The 22,895-nt window shown below is 62.1% G+C and carries 16 protein-coding genes; 5 read left to right on the forward strand and 11 right to left on the reverse strand.

The features are described from left to right. Window positions 1-48: 48 nt before the first annotated feature. Complete coding sequence (locus T424_RS0119440; protein WP_210164412.1) at window positions 49-675, forward strand: LysE/ArgO family amino acid transporter; 627 nt, start codon at window positions 49-51, stop codon at window positions 673-675. Between the two features lie 173 nt (window positions 676-848). On the opposite strand, the gene T424_RS0119445 is transcribed toward T424_RS0119440, so the two are convergent. The 7 genes from T424_RS0119445 to T424_RS0119475 form a co-directional block, all read right to left on the reverse strand. Next, window positions 849-1,856: an asparaginase gene (locus tag T424_RS0119445; RefSeq protein WP_027489187.1), complete on the reverse strand. Its 1,008-nt coding sequence runs from the start codon at window positions 1,854-1,856 to the stop codon at window positions 849-851. Window positions 1,857-1,870: 14 nt separating this feature from the next. Next, the gene (locus tag T424_RS0119450; protein WP_154665000.1) at window positions 1,871-3,790 is read right to left on the reverse strand and encodes an O-linked N-acetylglucosamine transferase, SPINDLY family protein; all 1,920 of its coding nucleotides are present in this window, start codon (window positions 3,788-3,790) and stop codon (window positions 1,871-1,873) included. Window positions 3,791-3,799: 9 nt separating this feature from the next. Next, window positions 3,800-5,761 carry an O-linked N-acetylglucosamine transferase, SPINDLY family protein gene (locus tag T424_RS0119455; RefSeq protein ID WP_027489189.1) on the reverse strand — a complete coding sequence of 654 codons (1,962 nt, stop codon included), beginning with the start codon at window positions 5,759-5,761 and terminating at the stop codon, window positions 3,800-3,802. A 15-nt stretch (window positions 5,762-5,776) separates the two neighbouring features. Continuing rightward, window positions 5,777-7,693, reverse strand: a complete 1,917-nt coding sequence (locus tag T424_RS21895) for an O-linked N-acetylglucosamine transferase, SPINDLY family protein (protein ID WP_051559311.1) — start codon at window positions 7,691-7,693, stop codon at window positions 5,777-5,779. A gap of 617 nt (window positions 7,694-8,310) precedes the next feature. Beyond that, entirely contained in the window at window positions 8,311-9,309 is a 999-nt protein-coding gene (locus T424_RS0119465) for an NAD(P)H-quinone oxidoreductase (protein WP_027489190.1), read from the reverse strand. Window positions 9,310-9,405: 96 nt separating this feature from the next. Next, window positions 9,406-11,370 (reverse strand): O-linked N-acetylglucosamine transferase, SPINDLY family protein, encoded by a 1,965-nt coding sequence (locus T424_RS21900; RefSeq protein WP_051559313.1) that lies wholly within the window; start codon window positions 11,368-11,370, stop codon window positions 9,406-9,408. Window positions 11,371-11,558: 188 nt separating this feature from the next. After that, a complete protein-coding gene (locus tag T424_RS0119475; protein WP_027489191.1) occupies window positions 11,559-13,376 on the reverse strand; it encodes an EAL domain-containing protein in 1,818 nt (605 codons plus the stop codon). A gap of 266 nt (window positions 13,377-13,642) precedes the next feature. On the opposite strand from T424_RS0119475, the gene betI reads away from it, so the two are divergent. The 3 genes from betI (at window position 13,643) to betA (ending at window position 17,440) form a co-directional block, all read left to right on the forward strand. After that, window positions 13,643-14,236 carry a transcriptional regulator BetI gene (gene betI / locus T424_RS0119480; RefSeq protein WP_027489192.1) on the forward strand — a complete coding sequence of 198 codons (594 nt, stop codon included), beginning with the start codon at window positions 13,643-13,645 and terminating at the stop codon, window positions 14,234-14,236. Between the two features lie 24 nt (window positions 14,237-14,260). Further along, window positions 14,261-15,724, forward strand: coding sequence for a betaine-aldehyde dehydrogenase (betB, locus tag T424_RS0119485; RefSeq protein WP_027489193.1), 1,464 nt, complete (start codon window positions 14,261-14,263; stop codon window positions 15,722-15,724). A 63-nt stretch (window positions 15,725-15,787) separates the two neighbouring features. Beyond that, window positions 15,788-17,440 carry a choline dehydrogenase gene (gene betA / locus T424_RS0119490; RefSeq protein WP_027489194.1) on the forward strand — a complete coding sequence of 551 codons (1,653 nt, stop codon included), beginning with the start codon at window positions 15,788-15,790 and terminating at the stop codon, window positions 17,438-17,440. A gap of 21 nt (window positions 17,441-17,461) precedes the next feature. On the opposite strand, the gene T424_RS21630 is transcribed toward betA, so the two are convergent. Beyond that, window positions 17,462-18,529 carry a phosphatidylglycerol lysyltransferase domain-containing protein gene (locus T424_RS21630; protein WP_051559315.1) on the reverse strand — a complete coding sequence of 356 codons (1,068 nt, stop codon included), beginning with the start codon at window positions 18,527-18,529 and terminating at the stop codon, window positions 17,462-17,464. Window positions 18,530-18,772: 243 nt separating this feature from the next. Between T424_RS21630 and T424_RS0119500 the strand changes: the two genes are divergently transcribed. Beyond that, window positions 18,773-20,119: a chloride channel protein gene (locus T424_RS0119500; protein ID WP_027489195.1), complete on the forward strand. Its 1,347-nt coding sequence runs from the start codon at window positions 18,773-18,775 to the stop codon at window positions 20,117-20,119. A gap of 15 nt (window positions 20,120-20,134) precedes the next feature. Here the strand turns inward: T424_RS0119500 and T424_RS0119505 are convergent, their stop codons facing one another. Genes T424_RS0119505 through cysT form a run of 3 tightly spaced genes read right to left on the reverse strand, consistent with a single transcriptional unit; the run spans window position 20,135 to window position 22,893 of the window. After that, window positions 20,135-21,175 (reverse strand): sulfate/molybdate ABC transporter ATP-binding protein, encoded by a 1,041-nt coding sequence (locus T424_RS0119505; RefSeq protein ID WP_027489196.1) that lies wholly within the window; start codon window positions 21,173-21,175, stop codon window positions 20,135-20,137. 10 nt (window positions 21,176-21,185) lie between these two features. Further along, window positions 21,186-22,049 carry a sulfate ABC transporter permease subunit CysW gene (gene cysW, locus T424_RS0119510; protein ID WP_027489197.1) on the reverse strand — a complete coding sequence of 288 codons (864 nt, stop codon included), beginning with the start codon at window positions 22,047-22,049 and terminating at the stop codon, window positions 21,186-21,188. Further along, window positions 22,039-22,893: a sulfate ABC transporter permease subunit CysT gene (cysT, locus tag T424_RS0119515; RefSeq protein ID WP_027489198.1), complete on the reverse strand. Its 855-nt coding sequence runs from the start codon at window positions 22,891-22,893 to the stop codon at window positions 22,039-22,041. The genes cysW and cysT overlap by 11 nt, the downstream gene beginning before the upstream one ends. Window positions 22,894-22,895 lie beyond the last annotated feature (2 nt).

Below are 22,895 nucleotides of genomic sequence, written 5' to 3' on the forward strand. Positions count from 1 at the left end.
ATTAATGCGCAGACCTTTTGATAAGGAGCTTCGGACGCTTTGGAGCAAATGATGCACGCATTCTTCCCTGGCTTTTTTCTCGGCATGAGTCTGATCGCCGCGATCGGCGCCCAAAATGCATTCGTCTTGCGGCAAGGTCTGCAACGCCAGCATGTTTTTGCCGTTTGCCTGACCTGCGCAGCCTCAGATACAATTCTCGTGACCGTCGGAGTGGCCGGATTCGGCTTCCTGGTCACGGCTGTGCCATGGCTCGAAACGGTCATGACCCTTGGGGGCGCGGTCTTTTTGGCGCTTTACGCAGTAAAGAGCTTTTGGGCGGCATTGTCCGACAGTTCGTCTCTCAGGCCCTCAGAAATGAAAATCGCCAGTCTGCCCGGCACGATCGCTGCTGCCCTGGCATTCACCTGGCTTAATCCCCACGTCTATCTTGATACGGTCGTGCTGCTCGGCTCCATCTCCACAAATTATGGCGATGATCGTTTCCTGTTCGCCGTCGGTGCAATCACGGCGTCATTTGTCTTTTTCTTCTCATTGGGATGGGGTGCCCGCCTGCTCACCCCAATGTTTTCCAGCCCGCGATCCTGGCGGATTCTGGAGTTTGTAATCGGCCTCGTCATGTCCGCATTGGCTGTCAAGCTCGTAATCGCTGTTTGTTTCTACTGCATAATTCCTTAAATCGGAATCGATTTAAGGTGAAAATTATGCAGCAGATTTAAAGTGTTACAGCGCCGTGCGTTTGATAAAACGCACAGCGCTGTAGGCATTTTCGGACGGAAATGCGCAAAAAAAGCTTAGAGCGCCTCATGCACCCGTGAAGGCCAAGACAAAGCACCCCGGAGGCGTGCTCCTCAACCGGCCAAGGCCTCGGTGACGCGAATATCGCCGACATGGCGGCCGTTCCAGTTTTTCATCGGGCGGTTGGCCATGGCCATCAGCGCTTCGCCGGGCGCGGTCTCGCGCCCAAGAAAGCGGCCAAGCAAGGCTGCGATCATGGCTTCCGCCGCCCGCGTTGCGCCATCTTCCGCCTTGACGGCGATGGAAATTCCCTCTTGCGGCAGCACGGCGCAAAACACGCCTTCCGCGCCGGTCTTGGCGAAAATCCGGCCCGGCGCCGCCTGCATGATCTTGGTGCAGGCCCGGCCCGTGCCCGCCACGTAAAAGGGTTCGGCCATGCAGGCATCGATCAGCCGTCTTGCGGCCTTGGCGCGCAGCGGCTCAAGTCCGCCTCCCGTGGCCATTCTGGCAAAGCCGCGGGCAAGCGATGCAAGCGGCAAGGCATAGGTTGGAATGGAACAGCCATCCGTGCCGCAATGATCGGCATCCAGCATCGCCCCGGTCAGGCTTGCCATGGTGGCGCGGATTTCGGCCTGCAAGGGATGGTCATATTCCACATAGCCCTGCGTCGCCATGCCCTGATGCACCAGCGTGCAGACGAAGCCGGAATGCTTGCCGGAGCAATTATTGTGCAGGCAGGAGGGACTGTTCAGCGTGCGGGCCTGCTGGATCAGCGTCTTCTGGTCGGACGACCAGTGGGCGCCGCATTCAAGCGCGCTCTCGTCGCGGCCTGCCCGTGCCAGCATGGCGGCAGCCAGCGCCACATGCGCCTCTTCGCCGGAATGGGAGGAGCAGGCCAGCGCCAGTTCCGCATTGCCAAAACCGAAAGCATCCGCCGCCCCGCTTTCCACCAGAGGCAGCGCCTGCATGGCCTTGCAGGCCGAGCGGGGAAAGACGCCCGCCTCGACATCGCCAGCCTGAAACAGAATGGCGCCATCGCCATCCACCACCACCGCCATGCCGCGATGGCGGCTTTCCACGCGGTTTCCACGGGTTATCTCAACGGTCACGGGGTTGTGCATCACCATCTCCGGCCTCACAGGAAGGGCTTGTCGCGCGCCGGCAGCGCCGCCACATCGATATGGTCGGGCGCAAGGCCAAGCCGCGCCCGCTCCGCCATCATCTCATAGCCCTGCTCCAGATGGCGGGTAAAGCGTTGCGTATCGAAAAGCGGCTTGATGGCGCGGTTTTCGGCAAGCCGCCGTTTCAGCTCCCGGACGGCTGCGCCATCATGGGCATAGGCAATGGCGCGGGCAATGAAATCCTCGCGGTTCTCCGCCACCAGTTCCGGCAGGCCGATGGCCGCAAGCAGGCTTTGCGAAACGCGGGCGGCAAAGCTTTGCCCGCGCCGCGTCAGCATGGGCAGGCCCGCCCACAACATATCCGACGTGGTGGTGTGGCCGTTATAGGGAAAGGTATCGAGCGCCATGTCGGCAAGCGCGGCGCGGCTGATATGGTCGCCATAGGCGCGCCCCGCCGCAAACAGCACCCGTTCGCGCGCAATGCCAAGACGGGCAAATTCCGCAAGGATATTGTCTTGCAGCAATTGGCCGTCGCACAAAAGCCAGATGAGGCTGTGCGGGGCACCCGTGAGGATGCGCGCCCAGCACTCCATGGTGTCAAGGCTGATTTTGGCGGGAGAGCTGAAGGAGGCGAAAATGAAAGCCTCTTCCGGCAGGCCGTGCGCAGCGCGGCTTTCTGCACGCGGGCGCGGCTTGGTCGCGCTGCAATTGCCCTGATAGGTCTCCGGCAGGCGGCAAAGCTTTTCATCGAACCAGGCCTTGGCCGCATCCGGCGTGACGATGGGATCGGTGATGTGATAATCGAGCCCCACGCCCTGCACCGTGCCGGGAAAGCCGATCCAGGTGGCCTTGACCGGCGCATCGCTCAGCGAAAGCGCGGCAAGCTGGTTGCCTGCCGTATACCCCTTGAGATCCACCAGAATATCGATGCCAAGGCGCGAGATTTCATCGGCAAGCTGCTGCGGCGCCAGCCCCCCCACCGGGCGGATTTCCGCCTTCAGAACCGCATCCCATCCCTGCTGCACCAATGCCTGCCGTGGCGGGGTGCTGCACAGGAAGGTAATGTCGAAGCGGCTGCGGTCATGGGCGAGAAACACGTCGTAAAGCAGATAGGTGGTGGCATGGATCGTCAGGTCGGAGGAGAGATAGGCAATTTTCAGCCGCTCGCCCGCCGGGCTGACCGGGCGGCGCGGCACAGGCGTGGCTGACTTTGCACGAGCGCGGGTCAGTGCTGCATAATCATCGGCCCAGTAGCAGCGCGATAGCGGCGGCTCCTGCATGAGGATTTGGTTATGGACCGGATCGTCGGGATGATTGGCAATCGCCTGCCAGCTTCTGGCCGCGTCGAAATCCAGAATAGTGCGGGAAAAGGAAAAGTAATGGCTGGCGATGAAGCCATTGCCGGGATCGGCAAGATAGCGCGCCTCGATCAGGGGTTTGAGCTTTTCTGGCTGGCGCAGCAATTGATAATGGGAAAAGGCAAACGCAAAGGCGCTGTCGTCTTCCATATCCATCAGCGGCAGGATCTGCTCCAGCTCCGGATGAAAACCCGCCGCCAGCAGGGCGCGGCCAATGTCGAGAACCAGCGCGCGGTCAGCCGCATTGCTCCGCGCGGCGGCAACGGCAACCGCCGCCAGACGGTCGGTTCGCCTGGCGTTGAGATAAAGCCTTGCGGCAAAGCGCAAAAACTCCGCCTGTTTTTCCGGCAAGGCCCCGGCGGCGGCGGCAAAGGCATCCGCCGCTTCCACCGTCTGGCCAAGTTTCAGGCGGCAATTGGCCGCCAGCATCCAGGCCTGCCCGGCCTCACCACCCTGCCCGGCCAAAGCCGCATCGAGATTGCCAAGGGCCGCCGCGTAAGCGCCATCGCGATAGGCGGCCAGCGCCAGCATCAGCGGCGTGACATGCGGCTGGCTGTCGTTTGCGTGATCGGTCATTTCACTCATTTACCCCTTGGCACCCCTTGCCCCCCTTGCCCCCCCTTGCCCCCCTTGCCCCTTTGGCAGAGCCGGAACGTCGATTAGCGCAGGCGCGAGACCAGCACGGGCGCGCGCGGCCATCATTTCATAGGCGCGTTCCAGATGCCGGGTAAAGCGAAGGGTCTCGAAAAGCGGTTCCTGCGTGATTGCGGTGGAAAGTTTTTGCCGCAAGGCGGCAAGTTCCCCGCCGTTGCGCGCCAGCCGGGCGGCCATGGCCACGAAGGCGTCGTCATCTCTCGTCACCAGTTCCGGCAGGCCCACTGCCCGCAACAGGCTTTCCGAAACGCGGGCGGAAAAGCTGCGGCCCGTTCTGGTCAGCACCGGCAGGCCCGCCCACAACATGTCGGAGGTGGTGGTGTGGCCGTTGCAGGGAAAACTGTCCAGCGCCAGATCGGCCAGCGGCAGGCGGCAGGTATGTTCGCCGTAATCCATGCGATCGGCAAAAATCAGCCGTTCAGGCGAAATGTCGCGGGCCGCCATCTCGTGACGCAGCCGCTCGCGCACGAAGTCATGCGGGCACAATATCCACATCAACGCCTCGGGGGCGGCCTTCATCACCCGCGCCCACAGGTCAAGCGTGAGCGGCGTGATCTTCTGCACACCGTTGAAGGAGGCGAAGACGAAAGCCTCCTCCGGCAGCCCATGGGCGGCGCGCCGGTCCGGCCTCGGGCGCGGCCTGCTGGTGGTGCTGTTGGCCTGATAGCATTCCGGCAAGCGGCAAAAGCGCTCCTTGAAATAGGGCTGGTTTTCGTCTGGCGCGACAATGGGATCGGCAATGACATAATCGAGATCCACGCCGTTTACCGGACCGGGAAAGCCGAGATAGGTGGCCTTGACCGGCGCTGTCGAGAGGTTGACGATCTGCAACCGCGCCCCTGCCGTATGCCCCTTGAGATCGACGAGGATGTCGATGCCGCGCCGGTCGATTTCCATTGCGGCCTGCCGGTCGTCGAGATGGGCGATCCGCACCACGTCATCGCGCAGCGGGCCGGGCAAGCGACCCGCCTTGTCTTCGGCGGTATGGCAGAACAGGGTTATGTCGAAACGGCCGCGATCATGGGCGATGAGGCTGTCGAGAAACAGCGTCATCGTGGCATGGGAGAAAAAATCGCTGGAAAGATAGCCGATTTTCAGCCGCGCCCCTTCCGGCGCAATCGCCCGCCTTGGCGGCGGCTGCGGCGGCGCATTCATGGCAATCATCCGGCTTTCCAGCGAGGGCTCTGCGAAAAGCGCCGGATCGTCGCACCACATGACGCGGTAAAGGATTTCCTCCGCCTGAAGCAGGGCGCGGGCGTAAGGGTCTTCCGGCGTCTGCATCATGGCGATATGCCGCCCGATCGTTTCCATGTCGCACATGTCATGGGCGGCAATGAAGCGGATCGCCTCCAGCGGCACATTGTCCGGAAAGGTGGCTCTCGCCCGCTCCAGCAAGGCTTGCAGCCGGGCATAATCACCGGTGCTGCGGCAGAAGCGGGCGGCAAAGAATTGCGCTTCCGGATTGGTGGGTTCGAAATAATCGATCAGCGCCCGCATGGCCGCCTTGCCCTCCTCGTCCCATGGCCCCAACAGTTTCAGCGCCATGAGATAGACGAAAGCGCTATCCTGCCGGTTGGAAAGGGCTGCCTGCAAGCCTACCTGCCGAAAGGCATCGAAGAGCCCCGCCTTGTCATAAAGCGTTGCGGCAAGTTTGAGGAAACCGGCAGCCTTTTCCGGCTCGCCGCTTGCCCGGCCCGCCGTGGCGAAGGCTGCGGCGGCACCGGCCTCGTCGCCACGCTTGACGAGGATATTGCCGATCAGGACCTGCGCCATCACGCCCGCCTCCCCCTTGGCGACAGCGGCCTGCCGCGCCATGGCAAGCGCCTTGTCATGGTCGCCCTGCCGATAGGCAGTCAGGGCCGCATCAAGCGATCTTGCGGGAGAAACGGCCATGTTATCCTTGCCTTGTCATTCATTCGGAAAAAAGCTTGCATTGGAAAAAGCGCTTGCCGGAACATCGATATGGTCCGGCGGCAGGCCCGCACGGGCGCGTTCGGCCATCAACTCGTAACCCCGTTCCAGATGCCGGGTAAAGCGCGCCACATCGAACAGCGGAAAGGTTTCGCGCTGGCGGGCAAGTCTTTCCCTGACTTCGGCGAGGCGGTCGGGATGGCGGGCGAGCATGGCGGCTTTTTCCACGAAGTCCGCTTCATCCTGCGCCACCAGATCCGGCAGGCCGACGGCCCGCAACAGGCTTTCCGAAACCCGTCCGGCAAAGGTCTTGCCCTTGCGCGTCAAAACCGGCAGCCCCGCCCAGAGCGCATCGGAGGTGGTGGTGTGGCCGGTATAGATCAGCGTATCGAGCGCAAGATCGCAGGCTGCCATCTTGCTGATGAACAGGTCATAGGGCGACTGACCGGAAAAAACCAGCCGCTCCGGGCCGATCGCATGGGCGGCAAAGGCCGCTCTGAGGTTATCCTCCGCCGTTTCCGGCACGGCGATCAGGGCCAGCATGGCCTCCGGCACCGCACGCAGCACAGAGGCCCAGAGCGCAACCGCCTTGCCTTCGATTTTCTGCGCGCCGTTGAAAGATGCAAACAGGAAGACATTGTCCGGCAGACCGAGTTCGCCACGCGACAGGCTTTTCGGCCTTGGACGCAGTGCTGCGCCATTGGCCTGATAGGTTTCCGGCAGGCGGCACAGTTTTTCGCTGTAGAAGGGCTTGGCCGCATCGGGCGTGACGATGGGATCGGTTATGGCATAATCGAGATCCACGTCATGCACCGAACCCGGAAAGCCCAGATAGCTTGCCTTGACCGGCGCATCGCTGAGATCCACCACGTCAAGCCGGGCCCTGGCCGTATAACCATGCAGATCAATGAGAATATCGATGCCGAGATCACGAATGAGGGCGATGATCTCGGCACTCGACCTGTCGCGGACAGGGATGATTTCACTGCGCAGCGGCTCGGGCCAATCGGCCTGCACCCGCGCCGCCTCCGGCTCGCTATAGCACAAAAGCACGACATCGAAGCGCGTTCGGTCATGGGCCAACAGTGACTCGAAAAACAGCGTCATCGTGGCATGACGGTGAAAGTCGCTGGAGAAATAGGCAAGCCGGATCCTGCCGGTGGCAGACATGGCCCGGCGCCGGGCAAGTCCGCCATGCAGGGCGCGATTGCGCAACACCTCCAGCGAGCCGAAGGAGGCAAGGGCGTTTTCGGCCTCGCTTTCGCTGCGCAGCAAACGGGCATAGTCAAATTCAAAGCGGCGCAGCCGGTCGCCAAAGCCGGGCTCATCGAACCGCGCGGTCAATTGCTCCATCAGCAGCAGCTCCGACCGGCCGCGCGCCATCACGATCAGCGCGCAAACCAGAAACGGGTTTTCCGGAAATCGCGAGACCGCGCCCTTAAGATAATCGAAATAGCCGGATTGCCGGGAAAAGGCGCTGTGAAAGGCCACCAGCAATTCCAGATGCGGGCGCTGATCGGGATCGAGCGCGCCGATGATCGGCGCGGCTTCGGCCATCTGCCCTTGTGCAAACAGTGCTTTTGCGAGGCGAAACGCCAAATCCGCCGTCATCGGCAGGCGCGCCATGGCCTGCCCCGCCAGCCGGGCCACCGCCGCATGATCGGCAAGATCGGAATGAAGCGTCACGGCATGGGTCAAGGCGACATTGGCATTGGGCGATGCGCCGAGACCCACGCGCGCGAACGCCTCAGCCGCGCCGCGCCGGTCTGCCTGCTTCAGCCTTATGCCGCCGCGCAGGAAATCCACCATATCGGCAATGGCCGGCAGCGACGGATCGACCTGATCGGCAAGCGCAAGCGCCTTGTCCAACTCGCCCGTCCTGTAGGCGGCCAGCACCTGTTCAACCGTCGTCACGCTGCCTCCGCACCCCTAGAGCATTGCAGGTGAACACGGGTTCACCTGCAATGCTCTAACTCCTTGTTTCGGCGCATTTCCGGACGCAAAACCGACTACACTTTTGCTGGAAATGCTTTACAGCGCCGCGTGCTTGATAAAACGCACAAAGGACGCCGTAACGTTTTCTTTTTGAGGCATAATCTTGTCGATCCTCGTTTCACTCCGGTCGGATTATGCTCCAGGGTTTTGATAGCACTGCAACCTTGCGTCAAACCGGCAAGGCCGGGCACAGGACATGGTAGAAGAGAAAAGGGCCAACGAGAAAAGGGCCAACCAGAAAAGGGGCAAAACGAGAAAAGGGCCGCTTGCGCGACCCTTTCCATCTGGACATGAGATCTGATCTGAGATGAGACCGGTTTGGGCGGCGTTGCCACCGCCATCGTCCGCGGAGGATGCGATCAGGCCGAGGGCTGCCCCTTCCCGACCATCACCTTTCCAAAGTCCACCATCGAGATCATACGCTCACTAGACATTGGATCACCTCCTCTCAGTTCGTTGACGTTGATGAGAAGGTAGGCCTCGCCAGGCCTCTATTCAAGGCAAGCTTCATAAATAATCGTAGCAATCCGTGATTATCACAGCGTCAGCATGATCTTGCCGATATGGTTGCTTTCCTCCATCAGCCGATGCGCCTGCGCCACCTCTTCCAGCGGCAGCACGGCATGGATGACGGGTGCAAGCTTGCCCTCTTCCAGAAGCGGCCAGACATGGGTGAGAAGATCGTCGCGGATGGCGCGCTTTTCCTCTGCCATGCGCGGGCGCATGGTGGAGCCCGTTACCGTCAGCCGCTTGACCATGATCGGGCCAAGATTGACCTTTTCGGCCACCGCGCCTCCCAGAAAAGCGATGATCGACAGGCAGCCATCCTTGGCCAGCGAGGCGATGTTTTTTTCCAGATAGGCCGCGCCGATCATGTCGAGAATGACATCCACGCCCTTTCCGCCGGTTTCGGCCTTGATGACCTCGGCGAAATCCTCGCTGCGATAGTTGATGCCGCGCCGGGCGCCGAGCTTTTCCACCGCCCGGCATTTCTCGTCCGAGCCCGCCGTGGCAAAGGCCGTGGCGCCGAAGGCGCGGGCAAGCTGGATGGCCGTGGTGCCGATGCCGGATGTGCCGCCATGCACCAGCACGGTTTCATGCTCGGTCAGGCCCGCCATCTGGAAGAGATTGGCCCAGACGGTGAAGAAGGTTTCCGGCAGCGCCGCCGCCTTCACCGCGTCATAGCCTTTTGGAAACGGCAGGACCTGACCGGCGGGCAGCGTGCAATAATCGGCATAGCCGCCGCCATTGGCCAGCCCGCACACCTTGTCGCCGGGCTTGAATTCGCTCACCCCCTCGCCAAGCGCCACAACCTCGCCCGCCACTTCCAGACCCAGAACCGGGCTTGCATCCTTAGGCGGGGGATAGATGCCCTGGCGCTGCGCCACATCGGGCCGGTTCACCCCCGCCGCCTCCACCTTCACCAGCACCTCGCCCGCCTTCACGGGCGGCAGCGGGCCGGAGGAAAGTTGCATGACCTCAGGCCCGCCATGGGCGGGAAGATCGATAAATCGCATGGTTGTGGGAAGGGTCATGACATGCCTCGGAAGTGGTTTCTTCCCCCCTTACCTAGTAAAGCCACAGAGGAAAGGAAAGGAGGCGGATCGACGCGGGCGCAATCTCCCCGCCTCTCACAGAAAGGGTTCGCGGCGCGGGGCAAGGGCTGGAACATCCATATGGTCGGGTGCCAGCCCTGCACGGGCGCGGTCGGCCATCATCTCATAGGCCCTCTCAAGATGACGGGTGAAACGCCCGGTATCGTAAAGCGGCATGATCCCCCGGTTTTCGGCAAGCCGGGCGCGCAGCGCCGCCAGCGCCGGTCTGTCATGCGCCAGACGGCGCGCCTCGGCCACGAAGCCCGCCTCGTCGGCCGCCACCAGTTCCGGCAGGCCGATGGCCGAAAGCAGGCTTTGCGATACCCGCGCGGCAAAGGTTTCTCCCTGCCGGGTCAGCACCGGCAGGCCACCCCACAACAGGTCGGAGGTGGTGGTGTGGCCGTTATAGGGAAAGGTATCGAGCGCCAGATCGGCAAGCCCCACCCGGCTCAGGTGATCGGCATAGCGGATTGGTTCGGCCAGAAGAATGCGCTCGCGCCCGATGCCGAGCCTGTCAAATTCGGCCAGCAGGTTGGCCTGCGCCACCTCGCCCTGGCAGAGGATCCAGAACAGGCTGTCCGGCACGGCGTGCAGCACCTTGGCCCAGAGCTGCATGGTTTGCGGCGTGATCTTCTGCTGCGAATTGAAGGAGCCGAAGATGAAAGCTCCTTCCGGCAACCCATGCGCGGCGCGGCTTTCTGCACGCGGGCGCGGCTTGGTCACGCTGCAATTGCCCTGATAGCTATCGGGCAGGCGGCAGAGCTTTTCCTCGAACCACGGCTTGGCCGCATCCGGCGTGACGATGGGGTCGGTGATGTGATAATCGAGACCCAGGCCCCGCACCGAGCCGGGAAAGCCGATCCATGTGGCCTTGACCGGCGCATCGCAAATCGCCACCGCCTCGCCGCAACTGCCGCTGGTATGGCCCTTGAGGTCGATCAGGACGTCGATGCCGCGCCTTGCGATTTCATCGGCCAGCCCATCCATGTCGAGATGGTCCACCGGCAGGATTTCCGCTTGCAGCACCGGGTCCCAGCCCTTTTGCGCCTGCCGCGCAGCGGCGGGCGTATTGCAGAAAAAGGTAATGTCGAAACGGCTGCGGTCATGGGCCACGAACACATCGTAGAGCAGATAGATGGTGGCGTGGTTGTAGAGATCGCTGGACACATAGCCGATCCGCAATTTTTCATTCGCCGGGCGCACCTTCCGGCGCGGGCGCAGCGCGGAAAGGCGCTTGCGCAGCTGGTCGATGGCGCCGGACGGGCTTGCCAGAATGGCCGGATCATCGCTCCAGTAACAGCGCGTCAGCGGCGGATCGCGATAAAGGATTTCCGCCGCCACCGCGTTTTCCTTCGCCCGCTTTTCCTGGGATTGCTCTTGTAAAAGGTCAGCCATGTCCTGCCATTGCCGCATGGCGGGAAAGATCAGCTGCGAGCGTGCCATCGTAAAATAAAGCATGGCCACGAAACTGTCGTCGGGCGTGGCCTCGTAGCGGGCAAGCAGCAGCTGGCGAAGCGCATCGTGGCGGCGCATGGTCTGGTAATAACCGCTGACCAGTTGCAAATGCCAGTTATTGCCCATGTCGAGAAAGGGAAAAAGCGCTTCCAGCTCGCCATGATGTCCCGCTTTCAGCAGGGCATCGGCCATGTCCTTCACAAGGTCTGCGCCAGGGGGCTGGCTTTTGGCCACCTCAACCGCCACGGCACCCAGCAGGTCTGCCCTGCCTGATTGCAGATAGAGCCGTGCGGCAAAAGCTGAAAATTTCTGCGCTTCCTGCGGGATAAGCCGCCCGGCGGCCAGAAAATGGCTGGCTGCGGCCAGCCTGTCTTCCTGCTTCAGATGAATATTGGCGCAAAGCATATGCGCCTGCCCCGCATGATCGCCCGGCAGGGCAAGGGCGGCCTTCAGCCCGGCAAGCGCCTCTGCGAGCGCGCCCGCCTTGTAATGCGTTATGCCGGCGGCAAGATGTTCGGCGGCGGAGGCAGGCGGCAAATCGGGCATTGGCAATCCATTTCCCCGCAAGAATACGGGGGTTCTCGTAAGGCAGGGCCATGCAGCCTCCTGAAGCATGAGACAGCATGGGCCCTGCCCGATCTATCCCGCAAAGCCTGCCGGGGGCTTGCGAGCGGGCGTTTGCGCCGTCATCAGAGCGCTTTTTGAAGCATGATCCCCGCTTCGTGCCGGGCCGATCACAGCCTGCCGGATGCGTGCCCGATGCCGGAGAGCATGAGGCCGCTTTCGCTGTCCTTGGCGCCCTTCTTGATGGCGGCGATTTCCGCAGACAGGCGGCTGGCATCGTCGATCACCAGCCCTTCCGGCAATTCCAGCACGCCGATGGAGCAGCGCATCAGCGGAAAATCGCGCGAAACGCCATGGCGGTCCTCGCCGCGAATACGGCCAAGGGCGCGGTCTTCGGGCGCATAGAGCGCAACCGCATCCTCGTGGAAATCCGAGAGCAGCCGGTCAAGGATTTCCGTCAGCTCCTCGCGCGACCAGTCGGTGACGCCGATGAAGAAGTCATCGCCGCCCACATGCCCCAGAAACACATCCGCCGAGAAAAAGTAACGGCGCATCAGCGCTGCAAACAGCGAAATGGCGTGATCGCCCAGATGAAAGCCGTAATGATCGTTGAAGGGCTTGAAGTGGTCGAAATCGCAATAGCAGAAATGGCGCGTGCCATCGCTGTCACGGCCAGCCTGCTGCATGAAATCGCGAATGGCGCGGTTGCCGGGAAGCCCGGTCAGCGGGTTCTGGTCCTGGGCATTTTTCAACTGCTTTTCGTTGATGATGCGGATCAGCGAGGCGGCCGAAATCACCCCGGCATAGCGCATGTTTTCGGTGAGAAGCACACAATCCGACCCCTCCATATTGGCGAAAATCGACATCAGCCGGTCGGCATCGGCATCCAGCCCGATGACGGGCGCGCGTTCGGCAAAATGCGAGACGGTGCGTTCATAGACCTTGTTCTTCAGCAGATCCCGGCCAAAGGGCTGATAGATATATTCCTTCAGATGCACTTCATGGATCACGCCGCGCGGCTCGCCATTGGCGTTGAGAACCGGAAAGAAGGATTGGCGCGGATTGCGCCGGAAAAGATCGAAAACACTGTCGATACTGTCGTTTTCGTAAACGGCAGGCAGCATTTCCACCTGTCGGCGAATGAGGATTTCATCCAGCGACTGGCCAATGCGCCGCGTGGTCTGCCCCGCTTCCTTCAGATGCGGATAGGCCGGCAGCAATTCGGTGAGATGGGTTGTGGGGCGGGCAATGTGCCAGCCCTGCACCAGATCCACGCAGAGATCGCGGCAGGCAATGAATTCGCCCTCTGTCTCTATGCCTTCGGCAATGACGCGCACGCCCAGAACATGCGCCGTCTGCACGATGTTTTTCACCAGATGCCGCTTGCGCGGGCTATGGTCGAGGCCGCAGATGAAATGCCGGTCGATCTTCAGGTAATCCACCGGATAGTCGCAGAGCAGCTTCATTTCGCCGTGGCCGACGCCGAAATCGTCGATGGCAAGCTTGAAGCCCGCGCTGCGCAATTGCGCCACCAGCGCCGGAAACTCCGCCATGCCGGTATTGTCCAGCCGCTCGGAAAGCTCGAAGCAGATGGCCGAGGGCGCAAGCTGGGCAGCGCGCAGATGCGCAAGCAGCGCCTCCACCAGTTGACTGCCCTGGCAGATCAGGCGCGGGTCGAGATTGAGAAACAGCGTATTGTCAGCGCTGTCAGGCAGGCTGGCGAATTTGGCCAGCGCCCGGCTGGTCAGCATCTGCTCCAGCGCCAGCAATTGCCCCGCACTTTCGGCCTGATCGAGAAGATCGACCGGCGTATCGAAGCCGATGCGGTCATGGCCGCGCATCAGCGCCTCGTGGCCGAAGACCGCCCCCGTCTGTACCTCCACGATCGGCTGAAAGGCCGTTTCCACCACGGCCTTGGCAAGGGTCAGCAGCTGATCGCTGGTATAGCGCCGCAAAAGGCCGACATCGGCCGCAACAATTCTCGTCATGAAAATCTCCCGGCCGCGCGCGCCGCGCAAACGCAACCGAACATGAAAACGAACCCAACCTGCTCGCGAACCCGATTGCGCCGCAGGGCGCAGTGAGAGCGATCCGCACCGATTGTGGGCCGCAAGGCTCAATAATTCCTTTCGCCAATATGAAACTTTGGTGACGTTTCACCGGATCGGAGGCGCAAAGGGAGGGCAAGAGGGCGCATTTTTTATTGATTGAGCAGTCAATCAACTTTATTCTGGCCGAAACGAAGGAGCATGACATGCCCAGACTGGGAATGGAGCCGCTCAGGCGCAAGGCGCTGGTGGAGGCTGCACTGAAGACGATTGGCCATCACGGCTCGCTTTCCGTCACCATGTCGGAAATTGCCCGCAATGCCGGGGTTTCTCCCGCCTTGGCACATCATTATTTCGGCTCCAAGGAGCAATTGCTGATCGAGACGATCCGCTCGCTTTTGCGACAGCTTCGTTCAGATGGCGTGGCGGCGCTCAAGGCGGCGCCCACGCCGCGCGCGCGCATTTCAGCCATCATCCGCGTCAGCTTCAAGGCAGACCAGTTCGCGCCGGAAACCGTGGCCGCCTGGCTTGCCTTTTACTCCGAAGCGCAACGTTCGGAAGAAACCCGCCGCCTGCTGGCGCTTTACGCAAGACGCCTGCGCTCCAACCTGCTGGCCGCACTTGCCGCCCTGTGCCCGCGCGAAAAGGCCGAACGGATTGCCGAAGGCGCCGCCGCCATGATCGACGGGCTTTACCTGCGCCAAAGCCTCGGGGCCGTGCCACTGAGCATCGAACAATCCGTCATGCTTGTGGAAGATTATGTGCGCGGCCAATTGGCCAATATCGCCCTTCATTCCTGAACGCCAAACGGCGCGGAGACGACTATGAAAGCCCAGCCCAAAGCCTCTCACTTCATCGATGGCCAATATGTGGAAGACACTTCCGGCAGCCTGATCGAGAGCATTTATCCCGCCACCGGTGAGGTGATCGCCCGCCTTCACGCCGCAACGCCCGCCATCGTGGAGCGCGCCATCGCCTCGGCAAAGCGGGCGCAGAAGGAATGGGCGGCCCTTTCCCCCACCGCACGCGGGCGGGTGCTGAAAGCGGCCGCCGCGATCATGCGCGAGCGCAACCGCGAACTTTCGGAACTGGAAACGCTGGACACCGGCAAGCCCATTCAGGAAACCCTCATCGCAGACCCGACATCGGGCGCCGATGCCTTTGAATTCTTCGGCGGCATTGCAGCCACCGCGCTCAACGGCGCGCATATCCCGCTGGGCGGTGACTGGGCCTATACAAAGCGCGTGCCGCTTGGCGTGTGCGTGGGCATTGGCGCCTGGAACTATCCGCAGCAGATTGCCTGCTGGAAGGGCGCGCCAGCGCTTGCCGCGGGCAATGCCATGATCTTCAAGCCTTCCGAAGTCACCCCGCTTGGCGCCTTGAAGATTGCCGAAATCCTGATCGAGGCCGGCGCGCCGAAGGGGCTTTACAATGTCATTCAGGGCGACCGGGAGACAGGGCCGCTTTTGGTCAATCATCCCGATATTGCCAAGGTTTCGCTGACCGGCTCGGTGCCCACGGGCCGCAAGGTGGCGGCAGCGGCGGCGGGACATCTCAAGCATGTCACCATGGAACTGGGCGGCAAGTCGCCGCTGATCGTGTTTGACGATGCCGATATTGACAGCGCGGTTTCCGGCGCCATGCTCGGCAATTTCTATTCCACCGGGCAGGTCTGCTCCAATGGCACCCGCGTCTTCGTGCATCGCGCCATCAAGGAGGAATTCCTCGCCCGCGCCAGAGCGCGGACTGAAGCGATCATCCTTGGCGATCCGCAGGACGAGGCAACCCAGATGGGGCCGCTCGTGTCCTTTGCGCAGCGGGAAAAAGTGCTGGCCTATATGGAAAAGGGCAAGGCGGAAGGCGCACGCCTCATCACCGGCGGCGGCATTCCCGATACGGTGCCCGGTCAGGGCGCCTTCGTACAGCCGACGATTTTTGCCGATGTGACCGATGACATGACCATTGCGCGGGAGGAAATCTTCGGGCCGGTGATGTGCGTGCTGGATTTCGACGACGAGGCAGAGGTTATCGCCCGCGCCAATGCATCCGAATTCGGCCTTGCGGGCGGGGTGTTCACCGCCGACCTTAGCCGCGCCCACCGCGTGGTGGACCAGCTGGAAGCGGGGACGCTGTGGATCAACACCTATAATCTTTGCCCCGTGGAAATCCCCTTCGGCGGCTCCAAGCAATCCGGCTTCGGCCGCGAGAATTCGGCCGAGGCGCTAACGCATTATTCCGAGCTGAAGACGGTTTATGTGGGCATGGGCAAGTGCGAGGCACCCTATTGAGGCGCAGTCTGCCAGGACAAGCCATATCAAAGAACTTGCCCATCCAGAAAGATGCAAACCATCATGAATCAGGCAGATTTCGTCATCATCGGTTCCGGCTCGGCAGGGTCTGCCATGGCTTACCGGCTGTCGGAGGATGGCAAACATACGGTCATCGTGCTGGAATTCGGCGGCTCGGACATCGGCCCCTTCGTGCAGATGCCGGCGGCACTTGCATACCCGATGAACATGGACCGCTATAACTGGGGTTACATGTCGGAGCCGGAGCCGCATCTCGACAATCGGCGGATGATTGCGCCGCGCGGCAAGGTGATTGGCGGCTCTTCCTCCATCAACGGCATGGTCTATGTGCGCGGCCATGCGGAGGACTTCAACCGCTGGGAGGAACTCGGCGCCACCGGCTGGGCCTATGCGGATGTGCTGCCCTATTTCAAGCGCATGGAGCATTCCCATGGCGGCGAGGACGGCTGGCGCGGCACGGACGGCCCCTTGCATGTGCGGCGTGGCGAGGTGAAAAACCCGCTCTACAAGGCCTTTATCGAGGCAGGACGGCAGGCCGGTTTTCCGGTGACGGAGGATTATAACGGCGGCCAGCAGGAAGGCTTCGGCCTGATGGAGCAGACGAGCTGGCAGGGCCGCCGCTGGTCTGCGGCCAATGCCTATCTGAAACCGGCGCTGAAACGCGGGAACTGCCGCCTGATCCGCTGCCATGCGCAGCGCGTGGTGTTCGATGGCCGCAAGGCCGTGGGCGTCGAGGTGGAGATTGGCGGCAAAATCGAGGTGATCCGGGCAAACCGCGAGATAATCCTGGCGGCATCGGCCTTCAACTCGCCGAAAATCCTGCTGCTCTCCGGCATCGGTCCGGCGGCGCATCTCAAGGAGATGGGCATTGACGTGGTGGCGGATCGTCCCGGCGTTGGCCAGAACCTGCAAGACCATCTGGAATATTACCACCAGTTCCGCTCGAAACTGCCCATTACCCTGCATTCAAAGAACAACTGGTTCTGGAAAGGCGTGGTGGGAGCACAATGGCTGTTTTTGAAAAAGGGGCTCGGCACCTCCAACCAGTTCGAGGCAGCCGCCTTCATCCGCTCTGCGGCGGGGGTCAAATGGCCGGATATTCAATATCACTTCCTGCCGATCGCCGTTTCCTATGATGGCAAATCGGCAGCGGAAGGCCACGGCTTTCAGGCGCATGTCGGCTATAACATGTCGAAATCGCGCGGCTCGGTGACGCTGCGCTCGCCCGACGTGAAGGACGCGCCGGTGCTGCGCTTCAACTATATGAGCGACCCGGAGGACTGGGTGAAATTCCGTCATGCGGTGCGGGTGACACGGGAAATCTTTTCCCAACCCGCCTTCGCTCCCTATATGGGCGGGGAAATCGCGCCGGGCCCGAAGGTGCAGTCCAACGAGGAGATCGACGCTTTCCTGCGCGAACATCTGGAGGGGGCCTATCACCCCTGCGGCACATGCAAAATGGGCCGTGCCGACGATCCGTTCGCCGTGGTGGACCCGACCACCAAAGTCATCGGCGTCGAAGGCCTGCGCGTGGCCGACAGCTCCATCTTCCCGCATGTCACCTATGGCAATCTCAACAGCCCATCGATCATGACCGGCGAAAAAGCCGCCGACCATATTCTCGGCAAGCAACCGCTCGCCCGCTCCAATCAGGAGCCGTGGATCAATCCGAATTGGGAAGTCAGTGACCGGTAGCAGGCTGGCTCATCCAGACCGTCAGCGCCGCCAAAGCCCCCTCACCCCGCCGCCGATCAGGAGCGCGGTGTCGGCCAGCACCGGCAGCAGCGCCTTGCCATGGCTTATGGCGAGATAGCGGGGCTGCCAGTCGGGGTCGAACTTGGCCTTGAAGGCCTGCACGCCTTTGAAATTGTAGAAGCGTTCGCCGTTTTCGAAGACGAAGCGGCCGAGATGGTGCCAGAGCGGCGCTGAGGGGCGGTCCGACAGGCCGGAAAGCGGGGCCATGCCGAGATTGAGGCGCTCGAAGCCTTCCACCTTCAGATGCAGCATGATCTTGACGAAGAGCAGGTCCATCATGCCACGATGCGTGCCGGGGCGGTGGCGCATGAGGTCGATGAAGGCCTCTTTTCTGGTATCGGTGGTGAGGATATTGGCGAAGGCCACGATGCGGCCTTCCTGACGGATGATGGCCACCGGATGGGCTGCCACGTAATCGCGCCGGAAGGTGCCAAGCGAAAAGCCCTTTTCCGCGGCCTGATGATGGGCAAGCCATGCCTCGGATACCTGTTCCAGCTCATCCATCACCTGCGGCACGGACGAGGCGGGCAGCCATGAAAATTCCAGCCCGTCACGCTCGGCGCGATTGATGGAGCGGCGAAGCTTCAGCCAGTCGCCACCCTTGAGGTCGAAGCCCTTGAGATCCACCAGCGCCTGATCGCCAAGCTTGAAAAGCTTCAGCCCGACATCGGCGGCCACGGGCAGGAAATGTGGAGAGACCTGATAAAAGGCCGGGCGGCAGCCAATGCTGCGGGCATGGCGCACAAAACGCAGGACCAGCGGCCCCCAGGCCTCGCGCGGGCCAACCGGATCGAACAGCACCACGAGGCTCTTGCCCCGGCGGCCATACATCAGAAAGGCGTCACCGCTTTCGGAAAAGAACAGATGCTTGTCGCCAAGCCCCACCAGGCCCGCAGTTGCCTCATCCTGTCCGCGCACCAGAAGCCGTGCCATGGCAAGATCGCCTTGCGCGCCAAGTTCCACCCGGTGACGCAACCGCACGCTCGTGCGGCGCAGGGCGGCGGCCCCGAAGACCAGAGAAAGACCCATGAAATTCCTCAGCCTCCAGCCATTAAACCCGCAGCAGTCAAGCGCCTGTCCGCCTCGCCTCTTCTTTTAGGCCCTGCGCATACACAAACGCTTTTGCCATTGATCTGTAAACTTCACGTGAATGTGATCCTTAAAAACCGGAACATGCGAGAAAATCAAGCGGCCGGCATGTTTTGGTGGCAAAGGACCGAAAGAAAGTCGCAGGTGTCAGCCCTTTGCCGCCCCTTCGAAGAAAGGCCTTCCATGCCCCGCAAATCCCGATTTCTGCGTCGCTCCCGTGCTCTTGGCGGTTCCATGCGGGTGTGGAGGATGCGTGTGGTGTTCTGGCTGGGGGCTGGCTGCATCGGGCTGATCAGCGTTGGCTTCGCATGGCTTGCGGACAAGGCGCAGGGGCTTTTCCACCAGGGGCTGGCCTTCGGCGCTTACAGTTTTCTGCTGCCGCTTGTGCTGGCTCCTTGCGGCTTTGCGCTGTCGGCCTTTCTGGCGGCGCGTTATTTTCCAGCCTCGCAGGGCTCCGGCATTCCCCAGGCCATGGCGGCGCGGCTGGTGGATGATCCAGCCGCCCGCGCAAAGCTGCTTTCGCCGCGCATCGCGGCGGGAAAGATCCTGCTGACGGCCCTTGGCCTGTTGTGCGGCGGCTCTGTCGGGCGTGAAGGCCCCACCGTGCAGGTCGGCGCCTCCGTCATGCTGCTGGCGGCAAGGCTCGGCAAGCTCAACCATGCCAACGGGCTCATTCTGGCCGGTTCGGCGGCGGGCATTGCAGCGGCCTTCAATACGCCGCTGGCAGGCATCGTCTTTGCCATCGAGGAAATGGGCAAGAGCTATCAGGCGCGGGTCAACGGCCTGGTGCTGATTGCCGTGATCCTGTCCGGTCTTTCGGCCCTGGCGCTGGTGGGCAGCTATACCTATTTCGGCACGGCCGATCTGGGGGCCGGCAGCCTCCGGGAGTGGGGGCTGGTGGCACTGTGCGGCATAGGTGGAGGGACGCTCGGGGCGCTTTTCAGCGCCGGAGCACTTTATGCCAGCCGCCGCATCCGCCGCTTCGTGCAGATGCGGCCCAACCCGCAGCGCCAGACAATCCTCATCGCCGCGCTTTGCGGGCTTGCGGTGGCCGTCATTGGTATCGTCTCCGGCGGGCTGACCTATGGCACGGGCTATGAACAGGCCCGTTCTGCCGTGGAAGGCAATGCACTGCCGCTGTTTTACGTCGTGGAAAAGCTGGCGGCCTCGTTTCTCACCATGATTTCCGGCATTCCCGGCGGCATTTTCGCTCCCTCGCTTTCGGTGGGCGCGGGCCTTGGCAGCACCATCGCCGCCCTGCTCGGCTCCAGCATCACGCTGGGCGCCATTCTGGGCATGGCAGGCTATTTCGCCGGTGTGGTGCAGGCCCCCATGACGGCCTTCGTCATTATTCTGGAAATGACGGCAAACCATGAGGGCGCCATCGCCATCATGGCCGCCGCCATGCTGGGCTATGCCACCTCACGGCTTCTGGCGCCGGAGCCGCTCTATCACGGCCTCTCCCGCCCCTTTCTTGCCGACGCGCTGCGCACTCAGCGCACGCAGGCGCGTAAAACATCCGATATATGAGGGAAGCCGCGTCCCTTACGTCCGGAACAGCTTCCACTGGGTGGGCCTGAAATACAGCTCCCTGCCGATTGCGACTTCGGCATCCAGCGGCACCTCGATTTCGATGTGATGGGCCGCACCGTTGCCGGAAGAAACATCGAGTTCGGCAATGCGGGTGCCTGCCAGGCGGCGGCTGGCCGTCACCTTGCCGGAAAGTGCTGCACCCTCCTGCGCAAGCGCCACGTCCTGCGGGCGGAAAAACAGCGTGCCTTCGCCGTCCGCGCCCGAATCCCGAATGCCGGTGGGCTGGCCAAGACAGGTGAGGACGCCATCCTTGACCGAGACAGGAAGATGCGAGGATTCGCCAATGAAGGAGAAGACGAAGGGGCTGTTGGGACGGTCATAAACGTCATCGGCCGTGCCCACCTGCTCCACCTTGCCCTGGCTCATCACCACCACCCGGTCGGCCAGTTCCAGCGCCTCTTCCTGGTCGTGGGTGACGAAAAAGGTGGTGTGGCCGGTGCGATCGTGAAATTCGCGAAGCCAGCGGCGCAGTTCCTTGCGCACCTTGGCGTCCAGCGCACCGAAGGGTTCGTCCAGCAGCAGCACCGAGGGCTCGATGGCCATGGCGCGCGCCAGCGCCACGCGCTGCCTTTGCCCGCCGGACAACTGGCTGGGATAGCGCTTTTCCAGCCCGGAAAGCTGCACCATGTCGAGAAGGTCGGACACCCGCTTTCTGATCTCGGACGCAGGCGGGCGCGTGGCCTTGGGCCGCACCTTGAGGCCGAAGGCAATGTTGTCGGCCACCGTCATATGGCGAAACAGCGCGTAATGCTGGAAGACAAAGCCGATATTGCGCTCCTGCACGCTTTTGAGCGATGCATCCTCCTTGCCGAAGAAGATCTGGCCTTCCGTGGGCTGTTCGAGACCGGCAATCAGGCGCAGAAGCGTGGTCTTGCCGGAACCGGAGGGGCCGAGCAGCGCGATCAGCTCGCCTGAGCCGATGTCGAGCGACAGCCCGTGCAAGGCCGGAAACTTGCCGAATTCCTTGCGGATGTTTCTGATGGAGACGTCCATGGATCAAACCTCAATGCTTGCGGCCAGCGGAGATCTCGTCGCCGTAGTAAAGCTCAAGAACGGTCTTGAGCGCCAGCGTGACGAGAGCGAGCAGTGCCAGCAGCGTGGCAACCGCAAAGGCGGCGGCAAAATTATATTCGTTGTAGAGAACCTCGATATGCAGCGGCATGGTTTCCGTCAGCCCCCGCACATGGCCTGAGACGACCGAAACCGCCCCGAACTCGCCCATGGCGCGGGCATTGCACAGCAGCACGCCGTATAGCAGGCCCCATTTGATATTGGGCAGTGTCACATACCAGAAGGTCTGCCAGCCGGTGGCGCCAAGCGACAAGGCCGCCTCCTCGTCGCCCGAGCCCTGCTCCTGCATCAGCGGAATGAGTTCGCGGGCGATGAAGGGGAAGGTCACGAAAATCGTGGCCAGCACGATGCCCGGAACGGCAAAGATGATCTCGATGCCCCAGGATTTGAGAATGGGGCCAAGCACGCTTTGCGAACCGAAAAGCAGCACATAGACAAGGCCGGAAATGACCGGAGAAATCGAAAACGGCAGGTCTATCAGCGTGATGAGGAAGGTCTTGCCACGAAATTCGAACTTGGCGATGGCCCAGGCCGCCGCCACGCCGAAGACGAGGTTGAGCGGCACGGCAATGGCCGCCACCGTCAGCGTCAGCGTGATTGCCGCCATGGCATCGGGCTCGTAGATCGCCTCGAAAAACGCCGCCGGCCCCTTGCGGAAGGCCTCGACGAAGACGGCCGCGAGCGGCAAAAGCACCACCAGCGCCAGAAAGACGATGCTGATGACGGTGAAGATGATTTTCCACGGCAGCGTTTCGCTGGCCGCATCGCGAAAGCGCGGGGTGGGATTAGCGGACATTGCTGTATCTCCTCCGGCTCCAGAATTGCAGCAGGTTGATGACGAGCAGCATGACAAAGGAGATGATCAGCATGATGCAGGCAATGGAGGTGGCGCCCGCATAATTGAACTCCTCCAGCCGGATGACGATCAGCAGCGGCGCGATTTCCGAGACATAGGGAATATTGCCGGCAATGAAGATGACCGAGCCGTATTCGCCGACCGCCCGCGCAAAGGCCAGCGCAAAGCCTGTGAGAATGGCCGGAACCAGCGCTGGCAGCAGCACGCGGGTGATGGTCTGGAAGCGGTTGGCGCCAAGCGTTGCGGCGGCTTCCTCCACCTCCCGGTCGATCTCTTCCATCACCGGCTGCACGGTGCGCACCACGAAGGGCAGGCCCACGAAGACCAGCGCCACGACGATGCCAAGCGGCGTGAAGGCGATTTTCAGCCCCAGCGGCTGGAACAGCGCCCCCACCCAGCCCTTGGGCGCGTAAAGCGCGGCAAGCGCAATGCCCGCAACCGCCGTGGGCAGCGCAAAGGGCAGATCGATGATGGCATCCATCAGGCGGCGGCCGGGAAACTGGTAGCGCACCAGCACCCAGGCCGTCAGCGTGCCGAACACCACATTGACGGCGGCGGCAATCAGCGCGCAGCCGAAACTGACCTTCAGCGCCTGCACGGTGCGCTCGTCGGTGGCAAGGGCGGCAAACTCGGCCCAGCCAATGCTGCTGGAGCGCCAGACAAGCGCGGCCAGCGGAATGAGGATGATGATGGTGAGATAGAAAATCGTGTAGCCGAGCGTCAGCCCGAAACCCGGCAGGATGCTTGGCTGGCGCCATTTACTCATGAAACTGCCTGTCGTCATGT

Origin of the sequence: Allorhizobium undicola ORS 992 = ATCC 700741, assembly GCF_000621665.1 — a bacterium.
GTDB classification, from domain to species: Bacteria; Pseudomonadota; Alphaproteobacteria; order Rhizobiales; family Rhizobiaceae; genus Allorhizobium; species Allorhizobium undicola.

Bases quoted from the DNA above. Each gene is read 5' to 3' on its own strand.
- T424_RS0119440 (WP_210164412.1), top strand. From the start codon at position 49: ATGATGCACGCATTCTTCCCTGGCTTTTTTCTCGGCATGAGTCTGATC.
- T424_RS0119445 (WP_027489187.1), bottom strand. From the start codon at position 1,856: ATGCACAACCCCGTGACCGTTGAGATAACCCGTGGAAACCGCGTGGAA.
- T424_RS0119450 (WP_154665000.1), bottom strand. From the start codon at position 3,790: ATGACCGATCACGCAAACGACAGCCAGCCGCATGTCACGCCGCTGATG.
- T424_RS0119455 (WP_027489189.1), bottom strand. From the start codon at position 5,761: ATGGCCGTTTCTCCCGCAAGATCGCTTGATGCGGCCCTGACTGCCTAT.
- T424_RS0119465 (WP_027489190.1), bottom strand. From the start codon at position 9,309: ATGACCCTTCCCACAACCATGCGATTTATCGATCTTCCCGCCCATGGC.
- T424_RS21900 (WP_051559313.1), bottom strand. From the start codon at position 11,370: ATGCCCGATTTGCCGCCTGCCTCCGCCGCCGAACATCTTGCCGCCGGC.
- T424_RS0119475 (WP_027489191.1), bottom strand. From the start codon at position 13,376: ATGACGAGAATTGTTGCGGCCGATGTCGGCCTTTTGCGGCGCTATACC.
- betI (WP_027489192.1), top strand. From the start codon at position 13,643: ATGCCCAGACTGGGAATGGAGCCGCTCAGGCGCAAGGCGCTGGTGGAG.
- betB (WP_027489193.1), top strand. From the start codon at position 14,261: ATGAAAGCCCAGCCCAAAGCCTCTCACTTCATCGATGGCCAATATGTG.
- betA (WP_027489194.1), top strand. From the start codon at position 15,788: ATGAATCAGGCAGATTTCGTCATCATCGGTTCCGGCTCGGCAGGGTCT.
- T424_RS21630 (WP_051559315.1), bottom strand. From the start codon at position 18,529: ATGGGTCTTTCTCTGGTCTTCGGGGCCGCCGCCCTGCGCCGCACGAGC.
- T424_RS0119500 (WP_027489195.1), top strand. From the start codon at position 18,773: ATGCCCCGCAAATCCCGATTTCTGCGTCGCTCCCGTGCTCTTGGCGGT.
- T424_RS0119505 (WP_027489196.1), bottom strand. From the start codon at position 21,175: ATGGACGTCTCCATCAGAAACATCCGCAAGGAATTCGGCAAGTTTCCG.
- cysW (WP_027489197.1), bottom strand. From the start codon at position 22,049: ATGTCCGCTAATCCCACCCCGCGCTTTCGCGATGCGGCCAGCGAAACG.
- cysT (WP_027489198.1), bottom strand. From the start codon at position 22,893: ATGACGACAGGCAGTTTCATGAGTAAATGGCGCCAGCCAAGCATCCTG.